General features: G+C 61.8%; 16 protein-coding genes and 1 pseudogene. 6 read left to right on the top strand and 11 right to left on the bottom strand.

Annotated features, from left to right (window positions below):
* Positions 1-3: 3 nt before the first annotated feature.
* The 11 genes and pseudogenes from imuA to JFT80_RS00215 form a co-directional block, all read right to left on the bottom strand.
* Complete coding sequence (gene imuA / locus JFT80_RS00265) at positions 4-621, bottom strand: translesion DNA synthesis-associated protein ImuA (RefSeq protein WP_201146531.1); 618 nt, start codon at positions 619-621, stop codon at positions 4-6.
* Positions 621-1,238, bottom strand: a complete 618-nt coding sequence (lexA, locus tag JFT80_RS00260; RefSeq protein WP_201146530.1) for a transcriptional repressor LexA — start codon at positions 1,236-1,238, stop codon at positions 621-623. The genes imuA and lexA overlap by 1 nt, the downstream gene beginning before the upstream one ends.
* 65 nt (positions 1,239-1,303) lie before the next feature.
* Positions 1,304-1,591, bottom strand: coding sequence for a DUF971 domain-containing protein (locus JFT80_RS00255; protein ID WP_201146529.1), 288 nt, complete (start codon positions 1,589-1,591; stop codon positions 1,304-1,306).
* Positions 1,588-2,550: a HEAT repeat domain-containing protein gene (locus JFT80_RS00250; protein ID WP_201146528.1), complete on the bottom strand. Its 963-nt coding sequence runs from the start codon at positions 2,548-2,550 to the stop codon at positions 1,588-1,590. The genes JFT80_RS00255 and JFT80_RS00250 overlap by 4 nt, the downstream gene beginning before the upstream one ends.
* Entirely contained in the window at positions 2,547-3,395 is an 849-nt protein-coding gene (locus tag JFT80_RS00245) for an ABC transporter ATP-binding protein (protein WP_201146527.1), read from the bottom strand. Before JFT80_RS00245 ends, JFT80_RS00250 begins: the two co-directional genes overlap by 4 nt.
* Positions 3,395-4,177, bottom strand: a complete 783-nt coding sequence (locus JFT80_RS00240) for an ABC transporter permease (RefSeq protein WP_201146526.1) — start codon at positions 4,175-4,177, stop codon at positions 3,395-3,397. The genes JFT80_RS00245 and JFT80_RS00240 overlap by 1 nt, the downstream gene beginning before the upstream one ends.
* A gap of 82 nt (positions 4,178-4,259) precedes the next feature.
* Positions 4,260-5,663: an ABC transporter substrate-binding protein gene (locus JFT80_RS00235; protein WP_201146525.1), complete on the bottom strand. Its 1,404-nt coding sequence runs from the start codon at positions 5,661-5,663 to the stop codon at positions 4,260-4,262.
* A gap of 149 nt (positions 5,664-5,812) precedes the next feature.
* Complete coding sequence (locus JFT80_RS00230; protein WP_007959413.1) at positions 5,813-6,058, bottom strand: ferredoxin family protein; 246 nt, start codon at positions 6,056-6,058, stop codon at positions 5,813-5,815.
* Between the two features lie 27 nt (positions 6,059-6,085).
* Positions 6,086-7,816, bottom strand: coding sequence for a fumarate reductase/succinate dehydrogenase flavoprotein subunit (locus JFT80_RS00225; RefSeq protein WP_201146524.1), 1,731 nt, complete (start codon positions 7,814-7,816; stop codon positions 6,086-6,088).
* Positions 7,813-8,565 carry a GntR family transcriptional regulator gene (locus JFT80_RS00220; protein ID WP_201146523.1) on the bottom strand — a complete coding sequence of 251 codons (753 nt, stop codon included), beginning with the start codon at positions 8,563-8,565 and terminating at the stop codon, positions 7,813-7,815. Before JFT80_RS00220 ends, JFT80_RS00225 begins: the two co-directional genes overlap by 4 nt.
* Before the next feature lie 135 nt (positions 8,566-8,700).
* Positions 8,701-9,587 (bottom strand): annotated as a pseudogene (locus JFT80_RS00215) (Dyp-type peroxidase).
* 297 nt (positions 9,588-9,884) lie between these two features.
* Here JFT80_RS00215 and JFT80_RS00210 point away from each other — a divergent pair.
* From JFT80_RS00210 to JFT80_RS00185, 6 genes are all read left to right on the top strand, one after another.
* Positions 9,885-11,012, top strand: coding sequence for a PAS domain-containing protein (locus tag JFT80_RS00210; RefSeq protein WP_201146522.1), 1,128 nt, complete (start codon positions 9,885-9,887; stop codon positions 11,010-11,012).
* Complete coding sequence (locus JFT80_RS00205) at positions 11,009-12,436, top strand: sigma-54-dependent Fis family transcriptional regulator (protein WP_201146521.1); 1,428 nt, start codon at positions 11,009-11,011, stop codon at positions 12,434-12,436. The genes JFT80_RS00210 and JFT80_RS00205 overlap by 4 nt, the downstream gene beginning before the upstream one ends.
* Before the next feature lie 233 nt (positions 12,437-12,669).
* Positions 12,670-13,272, top strand: coding sequence for a dimethylamine monooxygenase subunit DmmA family protein (locus tag JFT80_RS00200; protein WP_201146520.1), 603 nt, complete (start codon positions 12,670-12,672; stop codon positions 13,270-13,272).
* Positions 13,269-14,237 carry a PDR/VanB family oxidoreductase gene (locus JFT80_RS00195; protein ID WP_201146519.1) on the top strand — a complete coding sequence of 323 codons (969 nt, stop codon included), beginning with the start codon at positions 13,269-13,271 and terminating at the stop codon, positions 14,235-14,237. Before JFT80_RS00200 ends, JFT80_RS00195 begins: the two co-directional genes overlap by 4 nt.
* Before the next feature lie 18 nt (positions 14,238-14,255).
* Positions 14,256-15,278: a DUF3445 domain-containing protein gene (locus JFT80_RS00190; protein ID WP_122840679.1), complete on the top strand. Its 1,023-nt coding sequence runs from the start codon at positions 14,256-14,258 to the stop codon at positions 15,276-15,278.
* Positions 15,279-15,479: 201 nt separating this feature from the next.
* Positions 15,480-17,018 carry an APC family permease gene (locus JFT80_RS00185; protein WP_045057626.1) on the top strand — a complete coding sequence of 513 codons (1,539 nt, stop codon included), beginning with the start codon at positions 15,480-15,482 and terminating at the stop codon, positions 17,016-17,018.
* Positions 17,019-17,162: the final 144 nt, after the last annotated feature.

Genomic DNA, 17,162 nt, shown 5'->3' with positions numbered 1-17,162 from the left:
ACCTCAATGCCCCACGGCAAAGGCGATTGGCGCCGAACGGGCCAGCCCGCCCCGGCACTTGAGCACACGCAGTTGCGCGGGGCGCGCATCGATGGCGATGCGCAAGGCTGCAGGCGAAGGGTTGATGGCCTCCTGGATCGAGCGATAGGCAAACGCCAGGGTCGAGCCGGTTTCTGCTGCCACTTGCAAGCGACGCAATGCACGGTCATCGGCTTTATGCGGCCAGCACAGCACCGCGCCGCAACTGCCCGAGCGCAGGCACTGCTCCGCTGCCCACAAGGCATCGCGCTCGCTGGCCTGGATGATGGACAGTTGACGCAGATCGACCCCGGCGTTTTCCCAGGCTTGGGGGTAGGGAACAAAGGGCGGCGCCACCAGGACAATCCGCTCCCCCGCTGCGGACAACCGCGCCAGGGCCGGCCACACCAGTTGCAATTCACCCACGCCCTGCCCGGCCAGGAGGATTTCAGTCAGTGCCGCTTCCGGCCAGCCACCGGTGGGCAGCGCGGCATCCAGCACCGCGTGCCCGGTGGGTTGCGGGCTGGCGGCCGAGGGCGCGGGCCGGCCCTTCCAGACCTGGCCGCCATTGAACAGCGTATCCAACGCAACGACGGCGCCCATCAGCCTTGCCTCACCAGACCGCAGAACACTCCTTCGATGGCCAGATCCTGATCGTCGCGCACGACAATCGGCTGATACGCCGGGTTGCGCGGCAACAGCCGCACTTCATCGCCGAGCCGTTCGAAACGTTTGATAGTGACTTCACCGTCGAGCCGCGCCACAACGATCTGGCCGTTGAGCGCTTCGGGATTGCGCCGCACGCCGACCAGATCGCCGTCGAGAATGCCGTCCTCGATCATTGAGTCGCCCTGCACCCGCAGCATGTAATCGGGCGTGCGCGAGAACAGCGCCGGGTCGAGCATCAAGCGCCGGTCAACCTCGGCATCGGCGCCAATCGGCGCACCGGCAGCGACGCGGCCGAGCACGGGAATGTCGAGCAACTCCGGGCGCGCCGGTTGCCCAAGCAAACGAATGCCTCGGGCCTGATGGGGGTTGACCTCGATGAACCCGGCTTCGGTAAGCGCCAGCACATGCTTGCGCGCCACACTTCGGGAGGCGAAACCGAACGCCTCGCTGATTTCAGCGAGGCTTGGGGGCTGACCGTGCTCGGCGATGCGATCGCGGATAAAAGTCAGAATGGCGGTACGGCGGGGAGTGAGGTTGGTCATGGAGTACATTTGTACTCTTCTGCGGTTTTGGTGACAAGCACCATCCGTCCATGACATGCCCCGTGGGGGCGTGTTCAATTGGAGTTATTAGCCAGTCCGGCGAGAAAGCCCCACGGAAAAATTCCCCGCTCATGTCCATCACTGAATACCAGCTGCACCCCATACCCCTGGTCATTGACCTCGATCACCCGCACCCGCGAGTCCACCAGCGGCGCCTGCCCTCGCAGCCGAAACGCCCGGCATTGCGAGCACGGGCACTGGCGGCGCAGTTCAGCATGGTCCAGCAATTGTTCACGGCCATCCGGCCAGTTGAGGCGCAATTGCTGTCGAGCCTGCGAATTCCCCACCGACCGCGGGTTCATTGCAACTGACTCAAGGCAATGCGCACGGCTTTGCGCACTTCCGGGTCGCCGTCATCCTGCGCAGCCTGCAATGCGGCCACAGCGCCGCGATCATTCAGTTCACCCAGGGCCAGTGCGGCTTCCTTGCGCAGGTTGCTGATGCGATGGCCGAGGGTGTCGATCAGGGCCTCAAGCGCCGGGACATAGCGCAAGCGCCCGAGGCTGCGGGTGGCGCGCAGGCGTACTTGCCAGTAATCGTCGCCCAGGGCATCGACCAGCGCCGGGCCCGCGTCAACGTGGCCGACCTTGCCCAGGGTCGTAGCGGCTTCCTCACGAACCTGCCAGGCGTTGTCCCGCAGGGCCTGACGCAGGGCCGGCAGGACCTGGGCATCGCAAGCCAGACCGAGGGCGCCGGTGGCGGCACGACGAACTTCTGTGTCGGGATCCTGGCTGGCCAGCGTCGCCAGCGCCGGCAAGGCATCGAGCTGCTTGAGCCAGCCGAGCACGCCGACCGCCTCGCGGCGCACACCTGGGTCCACATCGAGCAAGGCGGCAGAGGCGGCAGCGGCGGCACCGGGGAAGCGCAACTCGCGCAGAGCCCGAAACGCGGCGACGCGCACCTGCACTTCGGCATGCACGGTCCACGGCAGGATCACCTTGCCTGCCGCCTCGCTCTTGAGCAGGCTGAGGCTCTGCGCGGCGGCGGCCTGCACTGTCTGCGCAGGGTCGGTCAGGGCCTGGCACAATGCCTCGACGACCGGGTCATCCTCCCAGGCTTCCAGCAGCCGTGCGGCTTCGGCACGAACTTCTTCAGCCGGATCCTCGGCCAGTCGGTCGACCAGCCAGACCAGGCCTTCAGGCTCCTCGAGATCAGCCAGTTCAATCAGGGCAATCCTGCGCACGCCCGGATCCTCATCACTCAGGCGTGTTTGCAGGGCAAGAATGTCAGCGTTATCGGTCACATCGAATAGAGAGGTCATAGGGCAAATCGCGGCAGTTTATTTTCTGGGGGAAGTCCGAGAGGGTTCAGGCGCGGTAGCTGCCGACCGTCTTCGTGACGCAACAACTCAAGGCAGTGACGCTTGAGTCGGGAGAATTCGTGGCTGGTGACCAATTCGCTGGTGCGGGGTCGGACGAAATCCAGGCGCAAGTCTTCGATGATTCGCCCCGGCCGTGCGCTCATCACCAGCAAACGGTCGGCAAGGAACAGCGCTTCGTCGATGTCGTGGGTGACGAAGACCACGGTGGTGCGGATGCGCGTCCAGATGTCCAGCAGCAGCTCTTGCATGTTCAGACGGGTCAGCGCATCCAGCGCGCCGAACGGCTCGTCCATCAGCAACAGGCGCGGGCGATTGACCAGCACACGGGCGATTTCGACACGTTGCTGCATGCCCCCGGACAACTGATCAGGCCAGCGCTCGGCGAACCCTTCAAGCCCGACCAGGGCCAGGATCTCGTCAGCGGCCTGGTGTCGCTCGGTTTTACCGATGCCACGCATCTTCAGGCCGAAGGCGACGTTGTCACGCACCGTGCGCCAGGGGAACAACGTGTGATGCTGGAACACCATGCCGCGCTGCGGTGATGGGCCTGAGACTTCGCTGCCATCGACTTTCAGGCTACCGGCATGGGCGTTGAGATGCCCGGCCAAGGCGCCGAGCAAGGTCGATTTGCCGCAACCGGACGGGCCGAGAATGCACACAAACTGGCCTGGCTCGATCTGGCAGTCGAGGCCTTGCACGGCTTCGAATGCTTGCAGCCCTTCGCCAAGAACAATGGATAACTGGCGGATATCAATCCGTCCTTCCGGGGTTTGCATCACGCTCATCAGGCTTTTCCTCGCGGTCGATGCCAAGGCGTGAACAACCCGCCCAGGCGTTTGATCAGCAAACTGCTGCCCATGCCCAGCACACCGATCAAGAGCATGCCGACGACGATGTCGGCATAGTTTTGAATGGTGTAGGACTCCCAGGTGTAGTAACCGATGCCGAACTGGCCGGAGATCATTTCTGCGGTGACCAGGCAGAACCACGACGTGCCCATGCCGATCGCCAGACCGGTGATGATGCTCGGCGCGGCGCCGGGCAGGATCACTTCCAGCAGGATCGCCCGGCGCCCTGCTCCGAGGCTTTTCGCTGAGGCAATCAGGCGTGGGTCGACGCCTTCGACGCCGTGCACGGTATTCAACAGGATCGGGAACAGTGCGCCCGTGAAGGTGATGAAAACCATCGACAGCTCCGACGAGGGAAACATCAGGATGGCCAGGGGAATCCAGGCCACGGCGGGAATCGGGCGCAGCACTTCCAGGGGCGGCAGCAGCCAGTCTTCAGCCCGCTTCGAGCGACCGATGGCCAGGCCCAGGGCGATGCCGATGACCAGTGCCGCGAGGTAGCCGGCGAAGACGCGGCTGAGGCTGGCGGTCAGGTGTTGCAGGAGCTTGCCGGAGTCGCCCAAGCCAAGCGCCGCTTCGATCACCGCGATGGGTGTCGGCACGTTGGCGAAGGTGACGAGGCCGAGGTTCCAGTGGTGGCTGGCGGCGAGTTGCCAGAACAGCAGGCAGAGCAGCAATGAAGCGGCCCTGGGGGTCCAGCGGATAAATGATCGGTACATAAACAATTCCCAATGGCGACACGCCCCCGTAGGAGCTGCCGGAGCCTTCGGCAGCTCCTACGTTGACCGCATTCCAGTTTGATTACCGGGCAGCAACCGCCTGGGTGGTGGCGTCGGTGAAGTCGAAAACTTTGCCGCCCTGCGCCGCTGCAAATTGCTGGGCCTGGCCCTTGAGCAGGAACGCACTCAAGCGACCCTTGGCATCGCTGGCAAACCACGCCTGGTCGGCCAATAACTTGATTCCGCTGTCACTGGCCTGCGCATACACCGCCCGGACGTTTTTGCCCTCGGCTTTCAACTGCGCCAATGCGCTGAACGCTGTCTGCGCCGAGGCATACTGGCGAACCTTGGGTTCACCGCGCACCCAGATCTCGGCCACGTGACTGAAGTCGGTGATGACCTGGCCGTTCGCTGCATCCACTGCCTTCAACGGGCTCTGGGCGTAATTGCCAAGCTGGGCGGAGTAATCCAGGTTCGACGCCTTGAACGCGGCGCGAATGTATTGGTCGTCGATGAAGGTATTCAGATCGAGGCCTCGGTCGGCCTTCTTCAGCAGCTTCAACGTGTCGATGGCGGTGCCGACCGCCTGACGATATTCCGGCTTCCAACTCAAGTCGCGGGTCTGCACGCCGAGCGGGCCGTGGAACAGGTAGTTGACCTCGGCATCGACGCCGGTGACTTTGGCGATCAGCTCGCTGTACTTCTCTGGTTCGGCGGCGAGCAGTTGATTGGCCTCAATGCTCGCCCGCAAATAAGCAACGACGATCTCCGGGTACTTCTTCGCATACGCCTGATCCACCAGCGCACCATGGAACGTCGGCGCATTGGCCTGGGCGCCGTCGTAGATCTTGCGAGCAAAACCACGGCTCGGGAACAGTTCGGCGAACGGCACGAAATCGGCGTGAGCGTCGATTTTGCCGGCCTGTAATGCCGAGCCGGCGACCTCCGGCGGCTGGGCGATGATGTTCACATCTTTCAGCGGATCCCAGCCCTGCGCCGCCACCGCTCGCAACAACATGCCGTGGGCCGTCGAGGCGAACGGTACGGAGATGGTCTTGCCCTTGAGCTCGGCCAGGGATTGCACGCTGGACGCGCTGGGCACCACGATGCCGTTACCGCTGCCTTTGATACTGCCCGACAACACGCTGATGAACAGGCTGTGCTTGCCAGCGGCTTCAAACGCCACCCCGTTGAAGGTGCCGGGGAAATCCGCCATGGCGCCGAAGTCGAGTTTGCCGGCGACCATCTCATTGGTCAGGGGCGCACCGCTGGTGAAGTTTTTCCACTGCACCTCGTATTGGGCGTCTTTGTAGGCGCCGTCGTGGGGCAGGTATTTGTCGAGCAGACCGAGTTCACGAATCAGCAAACCGCCTGCGGCGCAGTTGATGGTGGTGTCCTGGGTGCCGATGGCGATGCGGATGGTTTCGGCTGAGGCCGACAAGGTAAATGAGGCCAGTACCAGACCGGCGATTGCTGCACGCAACATGAGTGTTTCCCCTCGAATCGTTTATTTGAGTTCGTCTCCGCCGCGATCAGGGCGCGGTGGGAAACGAGGGGTGTTCGATGAATCCAGCGTCCGGGGTTCACCGGATGGCTTTACAAGTTGTCTGTACTCGATCCCACAATGATTGGGATTTAGCGCAACAGATAGGGAATCTCGACCTTCACCGCCCCGGTCGGGCAGTCCTTCTCGCACGGCATGCAGTACCAGCATTCATCGAACGCCATGTAAGCCTTTTGCGTCGCCGGGTTGATCGCCAGCAGGTCCATCGGGCAGACGTCAACGCACACGGTGCAACCCTTTTCGGCGATGCATTTGTCCTCGTCCACGGTGACGGGGGCATTGGAGCGGAAGAAGATTTCCTGGGCTTGATAGGCCATGGTTCGGACTCTCTTTTCAGTGATGCATCACGCGGCAAAGGCACCGACTCGCAAGCGGTCGTAGGCCTGCATTTCTTCGGCATCGAGCGGGATGATGTAAGGCTCGACGGCTTTCTTGAAACTGGTCATCAAGCCGTCATCGCCCTTCTTCAGGTGGCAATGGCAGAACCAGTCGCGGTCATTGCGCTGCGGGTAATCGACCCGATGGTGGTACAGCCCCCAACGGCTTTCGGCGCGGAACAATGAGGCGCGAGCAGCCATTTCGGCGCAATCGCGGATCACGCTGACTTCCATCGCGCGCATCAGTTCGTGGGCGTTGTTGGCCTTCATCTGCTCGAGGTCGCGCTCGATGTCGCTGAAACGTTGCAGGCCGATCTGCATCTTCTTGGTGACTTTCGGCGGTTGCAGGTAATCGTTGACGAAGCGCCGCAGCTTGTACTCGACCTGTGCGGGCGGCAGACCGTTTTCGCGATCCAGTGGCGCGTAGACTCGGGCCTTTTCCTTTTCGATCTGCTCGGCATCCAGCGCAGAAAACTCGCGCCCGGCGACAAAGTCCGCAGCGTTGTGCCCGGCGAACCAGCCGTAGGTGAAAGCGCCAAGCATGTAGTTGTGCGGCACGGCGGCCATGTCACCGGCCGAGTACAAGCCTTTCACCGAGGTCTCGGCACGCTCGTTGACCCACACACCGGACGCCGAATGACCACTGCAAAAACCGATTTCGGAGATGTGCATCTCGACCATTTGCGTGCGGTAATCGGTGCCGCGATTGGCGTGAAACTGGCCCCGGCTCGGGCGTTCGTTGCTGTGCAGAATCTCCTCGATGTTCTGGATGGTTTCCTCGGCCAGATGATCGAGTTTGAGAAACACCGGACCGTTGCCGCTTTCCAGCTCCTGGTGGAACTCCCACATCATCTGCCCGCTCCAGTAGTCGCACTCGATGAAGCGTTCGCCCTTGTTGTTGGCGGTATAGCCGCCCAACGGGCCAGTGACGTAAGCGCAGGCCGGGCCGTTGTAATCCTTGATCAACGGGTTGATCTGGAAGCACTCGAGGTTCGCCAGTTCGGCTCCGGCGTGATAGGCCATCGCGTAACCATCGCCAGCGTTGGTCGGGTTTTCGTAGGTGCCCATCAGGTAACCCGACGACGGCAGACCGAGGCGTCCGGCGGCACCGCACGCGAGGATCACCGCTTTGGCCTTGATCACATGGAAGTCGGCGGTGCGGCAATCGAAGCCCATCACGCCATTGACGGTGCCCTCCTCGTCGGTCAGCAAACGCGTGCACACCAGGCGATTGGTGATGTTGACCCGAGCGCGTTTCAACTGGCGATACAAGACCTTCTTGATGTCGTGTCCTTCCGGCATTGGCAGCACGTAGGCGCCCATGTGGTGGACTTTTTTCACCGCGTAATCGCCGGTTTCGTCCTTTTCGAACTTCACGCCCCAGCGGTCGAGTTGCTCAATGGTTTCGAAACTATGCGTGGCGTAGGCGTACACCGCCGCCTGATTGACGATGCCGTCGTTGGCGATGGTGATTTCCTTGGTGTACTGCTCCGGCGTCGAGTGGCCGGGAATGATCGCGTTGTTCAGGCCGTCCATGCCCATGCTGATCGCGCCGCTGCGTTTGACGTTGGCCTTGTCGACCAGCAACACGCGCAAGTCGCGGTTCTTTTCCTTGGCCTTGATCGCGGCCATCGGGCCGGCAGTGCCACCGCCGATAACGACGATGTCGTACTCCTGTTCGAGAACGTTGCGGGTCATGCCTGCGCTCCTTTTTGCCGGTCGATTCGCAGGCGGTACTGGAAGGCGTCGCCACGGTAGTAAAGGTATTCGAAGTCCAGCGGCTGGCCGTTGGCGTTGTGGGTCAGGCGCTCGATGCGCATGATCGGCGAGCCGGCCTCGACGTTCAGTGCCTGGGTCAGGTCGCTGTCGGCCAGCACCGCGTCGATCGCCAGATCGGCGTGGCCGAGGGCAATGCCGCAGTCGTTTTCGAGAATCAGGAAGATGTCGCGGGTGACCAGATCAGCCTTCTCCAGGCGCTCGCCGACGGCTTTGGGCAGGTAGGTGATTTCCAGCGAGATCGGCTCGCGGTTGATCAGCCGTACGCGTTTGATCTGCGCCACGGTCTCGCCTTCCGCGACTTGCAAACGCTCGGCGACGCGTTTATCGGCGGGGATGAATTTGAAACTGCGCAGGCGGTTGATCACCTCGTAGCCACGCCCGGTCATGGACTCGGCGAGGCCTTGCAGGCTGCTGACGTTTTGAAAGGTTTTCGGCTTGGCAACAAAAGTGCCTTTGCCGTGGATCTTGAAGATCAGCCCTTCCTTTTGCAGATCGCCGAGCGCCTGGCGCACGGTGATGCGGCTGACTTTGAACAGCGCACCCAGTTCGCTTTCGGAAGGCATCTGGCTGTCTTGCGGGTATTCACCGTCCAGAATGCGCGCACGGAGGACGTCGCGCAGTTGAGTGTGCAAAGGAACGCTGCTTAGGGAGAGAACGTTATCGGTCATCACGGAATCACTTGTTATAACGAGTTATGACAAGATCATATCGAGCTGATTTGCGGCTGGGAAATAACGTTTGGGTATAAGGTTAGTCGGCAGTTTCAGGTGAAGGCGCCTGCTCCTTCACCCTGCCAACCGGTGTCAGCCCATGCGCAGCGCGCGCAGGTCGAGGTGGCCGCCCTTGAGCGGCGGGCACCAGTAGTAGCCGCCGGTGATCGGTCGGCTGATGCGATACAGGCCATCGGTGATGCCGTCTTCCAGGCCGCTCATGCGGCGCAGCTGGGCTTCGAAGGCGTCCAGGGAGAAGCCGAAAGCGAGGAACATCAGGCCGGCACGGTCGCCTTCAATCCAGGGCATGGAACGACGCACCACAAACGCCTCGGGGGCAAAACTTTCCTGGGCGGTGCGTTTGACGTGAGCAGAGATTGGCGCATCGTCCAGTTCTTCGTTGTCGCTCAGGCGCCGGCCCATGATGTTGTCCGTCTCATGGGACGGCAACGCGCGAAAACCTTTCAAGTCGTGCTGCCACTGCTGGATCGCGGCAAAACTGCCACCGACCAGGCCCTCAGCGCCCTCGCCCAGCAACGCCGCCGCCACGGCCGCTTCGTCATGGGGGTTTTCCGTACCGTCCTCGTAACCGGTCAGGTCGTGGCCGGTCAGGTGGCGAAAAGTTTCATTCATCTGTACCAGACGCAACGCCGGAGCCAGTGCCGCTTCGATGGCCTGGCTGCGATTGAGCAGTTCGCCACGGTCGATGCCATGCAGCCAGCACCACAGCGCATGCTGGGTCGACGGGTTGTCGACGCCCACGCCGGTCATCGCCGGAAATGCCCGCAGGCCATCGATACGGGCGTGTAGTGCCATGGCCAGGGACTCACCAAAGCCCACTACGGCAGATTTGCCGTCTACCAGTTGCATCAGGTTGTCGAGCGCAGCCGGCAGGGCTTCGACGGACACCAGCGCGAAGAACAGATGACGGGCTTGCAGCGGAACGGGGTGGCGAGGATGCCCGGCTGGTAGTGACTCATATCGACTCCTTGAAAAAGGAGCGCAGTTTACCGGGGTCCTGGATCGTATACACATGCGTTTTTCATGTAGAGCAGGACCTGCGCATGCCCGCTTCGTCGCTTGATCGCTGTAAAAATGCTAAACGTGCTGCAATATCGCAGCACTTTTGTGCAGCTGCCAAAGATTGTGGGAGCACACGCTGTACAGCTGCTCCATCTGCTGCAGTTGCTACAACGGCTCCAGGTGCTACGAAAGATCTGCTTGGCATGCGATGTGCCCTGCTTTTGAGACCCTCAGCCAACCCGAGCCGATTCGCCATGGATATCCTGAATTTGCTGGCCCACAAGGCGCCGCCCTGCACCAGCACCCTGAGTGCCGACGGGCTGCTCGTGAGCCTGTCCGCCAGTTTGAGCGACCAGTTGGGTTACTCGCCGGAAGACTCTTTGAACCAGCCGATCGAACACCTCTACAGCGTCGAATCGGTTCGCACCCTGCGCGCACTGTTCGCCAACCCGCCTGCGGACGAGTTGGTCCAGAGCCTTGAGCTGACCCTGATCCGCCACAACGGCAGCCTGCTGCACGTGATTGCCAGCGGGTTGCTGCAGTGGCGTGAGGTTCAGCCGGCCTGCCTGCACTTGTTGAACATACCGCTGGGTACACTGGGTCATCGCCTGCGGGAAATGCACAACGCCAATGAAGTGATGAGCCAGATGCTGCAGAGCGCCAAGGTGGCCTACTGGTGCATCGAGTTTGCTGAGGCGGTAGACATCAACAACTCGCCCGATGAAATCGTGCGACAGGTCTTCGAGAACGACTCGCACTGGCGCCTGTGCAACCGCGCGATGGCCGACGTCTACGAAATGCCGTCGGATGTCGATTTCAACCAGCAACCGGTCCGGCTCTACTGGCCGCGCAGCCCGGCCAACGAGGAATTTGTGCGGCGCCTGATCGAAGCCGGATTCAGCGTCGACTGCGCCTTGTCCGTGGATCGCCGCCATGACGGATCGCCCGCCTACGTCGAGAACGACGTGCGCGCAACCATCGTCAACGGGCACCTGTTACGCATGTGGGGCAGCATTCGCGATGTCAGCCAGGAACTGCGCATGCAACACGATGCAGAACAACGCATAGATGCGCTGCGCCGAGTGTTCGATGCGGTACCGGACGCCGTGCTGGTGATTGACGAACACTTGCAGCCGCAATGGCGCAACGCAGTGTTTGAAGAGACATTCGGCATCACCAACGGCGCGGGTATCGCTCGCCTGTTGCTGGATAACGCACTGCCGGAACGCACCTGGCACCGTCTGCCGCTGCCGGATCTGAGTGGGCGTGCGCCGGACTTCGACGTGCACTGTTCGCGCATCCTGATTCGCGAAGGCGTAGCCTGGCGCGTTGCAGTGTTCCGTCAGCGCCAGGGCGTGCGCACCCAAGAGTTGCACCCATGAAAGACTCGAACCTGCCACCCAGCCTGCAGATGGGCATGCGTTCCTCGGTCAATGTCAGCAGCGAAGTGCTCGGCGCGTTACTGCAGACCCCGGCCCTGCACGCCCTCCTCGACAGCTTCAGCGAGGCGCTCATCGTGACTGACGGCGAAGGCCGCGTACGCTTTCTCAACCTGGCCGCCGAGCGGGTCAATCGACTGTCCAAACAGCAGGCCATCGGGTTATCGGACAGTGAGTTTTTCCAGCGCTCTGCACTCAACTACGACGACCTGCAAGCGGCGCTCCATCGCGGCGGCAATAGCGCCTTGACGCGCTCCCGAGAGGGCCGCGTGCTGCTCAGCAGCACCCATGCGATTCCCACCGGGGCTTATGAAAAGCCTTTTCGCATGCTGACCCAGAAAGATTTTGACGGCAGCCAGCCGCAACGCCGAGCGTCCCTGGGCGCCAGGCCGGTTGAATCCCACGGCCTGCGCGACCCGCAAGATAACGCGCTGCATCTGTCCCCACAGCTCTCAGGCATCGCCGACACTGGCGTGCGCGCCTTCCGTCGACGCGCGCGCCTGTTGCTGTTGGGTGAACCAGGAGTGGGCAAGACTGCGATCGCCCGACACATACACCGAGCTGCGGGCTGGGGCGATCGGCCGTTCATTCATGTCAATTGCGGGAGCATTCCCGAGAGCCTGTTCGAATCGGAGATGTTCGGTTATGAACGCGGGGCCTTTACCGGCGCGCTGGCGGGCGGCAAGCAAGGCTATATCGAAGCGGCTGCCGGCGGGACGCTGTTCCTCGACGAGATCGGCGAGATACCGCTGCACGTCCAGGCCAAGTTGTTGAAATTTCTCGAAGACAGCACCATTCAATCGGTCGGCTCGCCCCTGAGCAAATCGGTGCAGGTGCAGGTCATTGCCGCCACCAACAAGGATTTGCGACACCTGGTCAGCCTGGGCGAGTTCCGTGCCGACCTGTACTACCGCCTGGCCGTGCTGCCGGTGGAAATCCCGCCGTTGCGCCAGCATCGTGATGATTTGCCCTTCCTGATCGACATTCTGCTCAGCCGCATCAATGGAGACCGTGAACCATCCCTGAGCCTCTCAGCGGGCTGTCGCAAGCGGCTCCTGAGCTACGACTACCCGGGCAATATCCGCGAGCTGGTGAACATTTTCGAGCGCCTGGCCGTCCTCGCCGATGATGAAGCACAGGAACATCATCTGCCTGCCGAAATGCTCGAACCGCAGCGCCCTCGGGAATCAGTGGATGCCCGACTGGCCGACGAAGAGGATGCGCAGCAGAACCTCAAGCTGCAGGTCCAGCATTTCGAACGCCAGGTGATCCTCCGGGCGGTGCACCTGTGCGGCAGCAAGCGCAAGGCGGCGGTGCACCTGGGTATCGACATTGGCACGTTGATTCGCAAGTTGCAGCGCGAGTGATTTGAAAACGTAGCAGCGTAGAGGTGCTGTTTCACCTGAAAGCGCTGCGAAAACGCATACATATCAAGTTACTTTTGCCTTCCTCTTTTCTTCGCCAAACAACATATCCCTTTGGATTCATAGACTTATATAACTGGCACGACCTGTGCTCCTGCTATCTGCAACCCACCATCGTTGGGCTTTGCACAAGGCCGGCTTTACCGCCGCGCCGGTAGCCAGGAGGAATAATAAAAATGTTGATCACCGGGATCAAAAGCCGACCGGTCTATGACCGGCTGGAACCGCTGCCAGGCGGTCTGCACCACATCATCGCCGGCCAGGGCAGTGGTGGGCGCGCCATGTTGCGATTACTGGACGAGATGGCCGCATCTGCGGGCCCCATCACCCTGCTGTATTCCCAGGAGTCCTTCTCCGGGCAGGATTTCCTCGGCCAGTTACAGGAGCATCCGCAGCTTCCACTGCACGTGCACTCGTCCAATCAGGCGCTGATCGAAGCACTCAGGACCCTGCTCGGCGAAGCACGCATGGGCACCCGCCTGTACCTCGCCGGCTCGGAAAGCTTTCTCGGCAGCGCCATGCAAGTGGCCACGCATTTCGACCTCAATCGCGACGAAGTGCTACGCGAGCATTCCGGCACCCTGGTACGCCGGGTCTGGTGCGTGCATTGCGACACCTACACCGAGAACGTCACTCAACGGGTCTACGACTGCCCTGGATGCGGCGTGACGCTGGTGGTGCGCGATCATTATTCCCGTCGCCTGGCCGCCTTTCAGGCGGTCAAGGCCGATGCTGAAGTCCCGGGTGAATTGCCCGAAGCCGAGGAGCTCGACACATGAGCCAGAACAACGGCACATTGAATTTGCGCGTAGCCCGCATCGAAGCGGTGACCCCGGAAATCAAGCGCTTCACCCTGGTGTCGCCGACCGGCGCTCACCTGCCCGCGTTTTCCGGTGGCAGCCACGTGGTGGTGCTGATCGCCCACTCGCAGAACACCCTGCGCAACCCCTATTCACTGCTCAGCTCGCCGTACGACACCAGCAGTTATCAGATTGCCGTGCGCCGGGTGGACAACGGTCGTGGCGGCTCGGTCTCGCTGCACGACGATGTCAGCGAAGGGGATGTGATCGAGGTGACGCCACCGGTCAACCTGTTCCCGCTCATCAAGCAGGCGCGGCTGCACATCTTTATCGCGGGCGGCGTCGGCATTACACCGGTCATCTCGCAGCTGGAGGAACTGCGCCTGAGCAAGGTGCCTTTTGAACTGCATTACGCGGTGCGCGGCGAAGCGCATGCACAACTTGGCAAGGAATTGCAGGCCACCTATGGCGAACAGGTGCATCTGTATCGCAAGGGTGTCGACTCGCGCATGGACATCGGTAGGGTCCTGGCCGACCGCCCGCTGGGTAGCCACGTGTACGTCTGCGGCCCGGACAGCATGATCGACGCCACGCTGGCGTGCGCCCGGGAACTGGGCTGGACCGACAGCCATGTGCACTTCGAGCGATTCCTGGAGCAGAGCAGCGGCGGCGAAGCCTTCAGTTTCACCCTCGGCCATAGCGGCACGACCATCGAGGTCTCTCCCGACCAGACCATGCTCGAAGCAGTAGAAGCCGCTGGCTACAGCATGCCTTACCTGTGTCGTGGCGGCGCCTGTGGCCATTGCGAAACCACCGTACTGGAACTTGATGGCGAGCTGCTGCACGGCGATGACTGGCTGTCGGATGAGGACAAGACCAGCCGCAAGAAAATCATGCCCTGCGTATCCCGCGCCAAATGCAATCGCCTGGTCATCGACCTCTGATCGACGGAAAACATAAAAATGAATATTAAATTCAATCCCGACGAAACCTACCGCGACGACTACACCTTCGCCAACAGCCCGGAAACCATCGCCCGTGCGCCCTTCCCATTCCCTGATGACGACTACATGTACTCGATGAATCTCGAGCCGCATGTCTCGGTAGGCGATGGCGCGTTCCGCGCAGCTTTCGACATCGACGAACATTACATCAGCGAGTGCAAGGACCGGGCGATCACCCTGGATAAAGACCCAGGCATGCACTACGTCTCGGCTCCTCACATGATGGAGGCGCAGTGGGACTTGCTGGAGCTGATCATGGAGTCCTACGCCCGCGATTATCCGCAGTACTTCAGCCTGCAGCGCGAGGGCCGCCAGTGGCACTGGACCAACCGTCTGCTGGACATTGATGACCACTTCACCTTCGGTGATCCGGCCACCCTGCCCTACGAGCCGATGGAATACGTGACCCGCCAGGCCCAGGGCGATTGGGTGTTGCAGGAAGAACGCGACGGCACGCTGTTTTGGGGCGCCGGCATCGCCACCCAACGTGCCGATTACTCACTGCGCTTCAACCTGGGCATGAGCTGGGAGGAATTCCACGGCCCGGTGCCACTGGTCAAGGAAATCGGCATGCTGGACCGTGCCTTGAAGTTCCTGTTGCGCTTGCGCACCGGGCATCCGGTGCGTCGCCTGAACTGGTCACTGACGGTCAACCCGCGCCTGGAAGTCTCCGCCGAAAGCCTGCCGGAATGGGCACCGGACCGCACCATCGTGACGGCACAGAACGCCGGCAAGCTGGTGTACCTGCGCATCGAGTTACAGCCACTGCACCGCCTGCCTCGCAGCAACGCGATCGTGTTTCCGATTCGTACTTACCTGCTTAGCCTCGAGGACATCGCTACCAACCCTGCATGGGCGCGGCGCATGCACCGGGTGCTGCGGGACTTGAACCAGCAACTGGTCGATTACAAGGGCTTCAGCCGTTATCGCGATGCAGCGGTGGAATGGCTTTCGCAGTACGACACCGAAGCCAAACCCTGACGCGAGCCCCTGTGGGAGCCCCTGTGGGAGCCCCTGTGGGAGCCCCTGTGGGAGCCCCTGTGGGAGCCAGCCTGCTGGCGATTGGCTGCCTTGAAGTCGCCATCGCCAGCAGGCTGGCTCCCACAGGTTCGAGGTATCCAATAATTGGCGGGCCAACCCGCCAGCACCGCAATCCACTGCCATTGATAATGAGGAAATAAAATGAGTGGCTCATCCAACACGCGTGCAAGCAGCAGCGCCGATCAGGACGCGGAACAACTACGCGCCCTCGGCTACAGCTCGGATTTCAATCGGAGCATGAGCCTGTGGGAGAATTTTTCCCTGGGCTTCACTTACCTGTCACCGGTGGTCGGCGTCTACACCCTGTTTGGCCTGTGCCTGGCCGCCGGCGGCCCGCCGATGTTCTGGTCGTACCTGTTGATCGGCGCCGGGCAATTGCTGGTGTGCCTGATCTTCGGTGAAATCGTCTCGCAGTTCCCCATCTCCGGTGGGGTCTATCCATGGGCGCGCCGTCTGGTGGGCAAGCGCTGGGCGTGGATGGTCGGCTGGGTTTACGCCTGGGCGCTGTGTGCAACCATCGCCGGCGTCGCAGTCGGTGCGGGACCTTACCTGGCCATCATGCTGGGTTTCAATCCGGGGCCCGAGGCCAATATCTATATCGCCCTGACGATCATTGCACTGTCGACCGCGCTGAACCTGGTCGGCACCAAGCTGCTGGCGCGGGTGGCGATGTTCGGCTTCCTCTGCGAGCTGGTCGGCGCCATCCTGGTGGGTGGCTACCTGCTGATCTTTGAACGGCACCAGCCGTTCAGCGTGCTGTTCGACACCTTCAATCTCGAAGTCAACGGTTCATACCTGCCAGCGTTCCTTGCGGCATCGCTTGCCGGCCTGTTCCAGTACTACGGCTTCGAGGCCTGCGGCGATGTCGCCGAAGAAACGCCAAACCCTGGCAAGCGCATTCCCAAAGCCATGCGCATGACCATCTACATCGGTGGTGCGGCGGCGATGTTCGCCTGCCTGGCGCTGATCCTGTCGGTGCCTGACATGGCCAAGGTCCTCGCTGGTGAAGACACCGACCCGGTAGCGACCATTCTGGCCAACGCCTTCGGCCCGGTGGGTTCGCGCCTGGTGATGGCGGTGGTGATGGTGTCGTTCATCTCTTGCGTACTGAGCCTGCAAGCGGCCGCCAGCCGCCTGTTGTTTGCCTATGCCCGTGACGAAATGATCATCGGCAGCTCGCTGCTCAAGCGGCTGTCGGGCAACCACGTGCCGTCGTTCGCCCTGTTGATCAGCGGCCTGGTGCCGGCTGGCATCGTCTGCCTCGGCATGTTCATGGCCGATGCGGTGGCGACCATCGTCGGTTTCGCGGCCATTGGTATTTATGTCGCCTTCCAGCTGATCGTCATTGCGGCCTTGATCGCCCGCGCCAAGGGCTGGCGTCCGAACGGGCAGTTCACCCTCGGCGCCTGGGGCCTGTGGGTGAACCTCGCCGCGCTGATCTATGGCGTCTGCGCGATCATCAATATGGTCTGGCCGCGCTCGCCGGATGCGCCGTGGTTCATCAACTATTCGATGATCCTGACCACCCTGGTCGTGATGGGTGCCGGCCTGGTCTACATGTTGCTCGGCAAACCGTACGACAAGGGCACAGCGCCTGCAGGCGATGCATGGAAGTTCTCCAGGCCACCGGCCAAGGCTGCTGATGTGTCCGCTGCGGCGATCAACAGACCTTCAATTTAACAACACCCCTGTAGGGAGCGAGCTTGCTCGCGATGAACCTGAGGGCGCCGCGTGCATTCAGGCAGCCCTCGTCATCGTTGACGTCCATCGCGAGCAAGCTCGCTCCTACAAGGGTCCGGTTTGAAAACCAGAATTGCTTCAGAG

The organism is Pseudomonas sp. TH10 (assembly GCF_016651255.1).
GTDB lineage: Bacteria > Pseudomonadota > Gammaproteobacteria > Pseudomonadales > Pseudomonadaceae > Aquipseudomonas.
The sequence above is the reverse complement of the archived record's forward strand: the minus strand, read 5'-3'. Positions and strand labels throughout refer to the sequence as shown.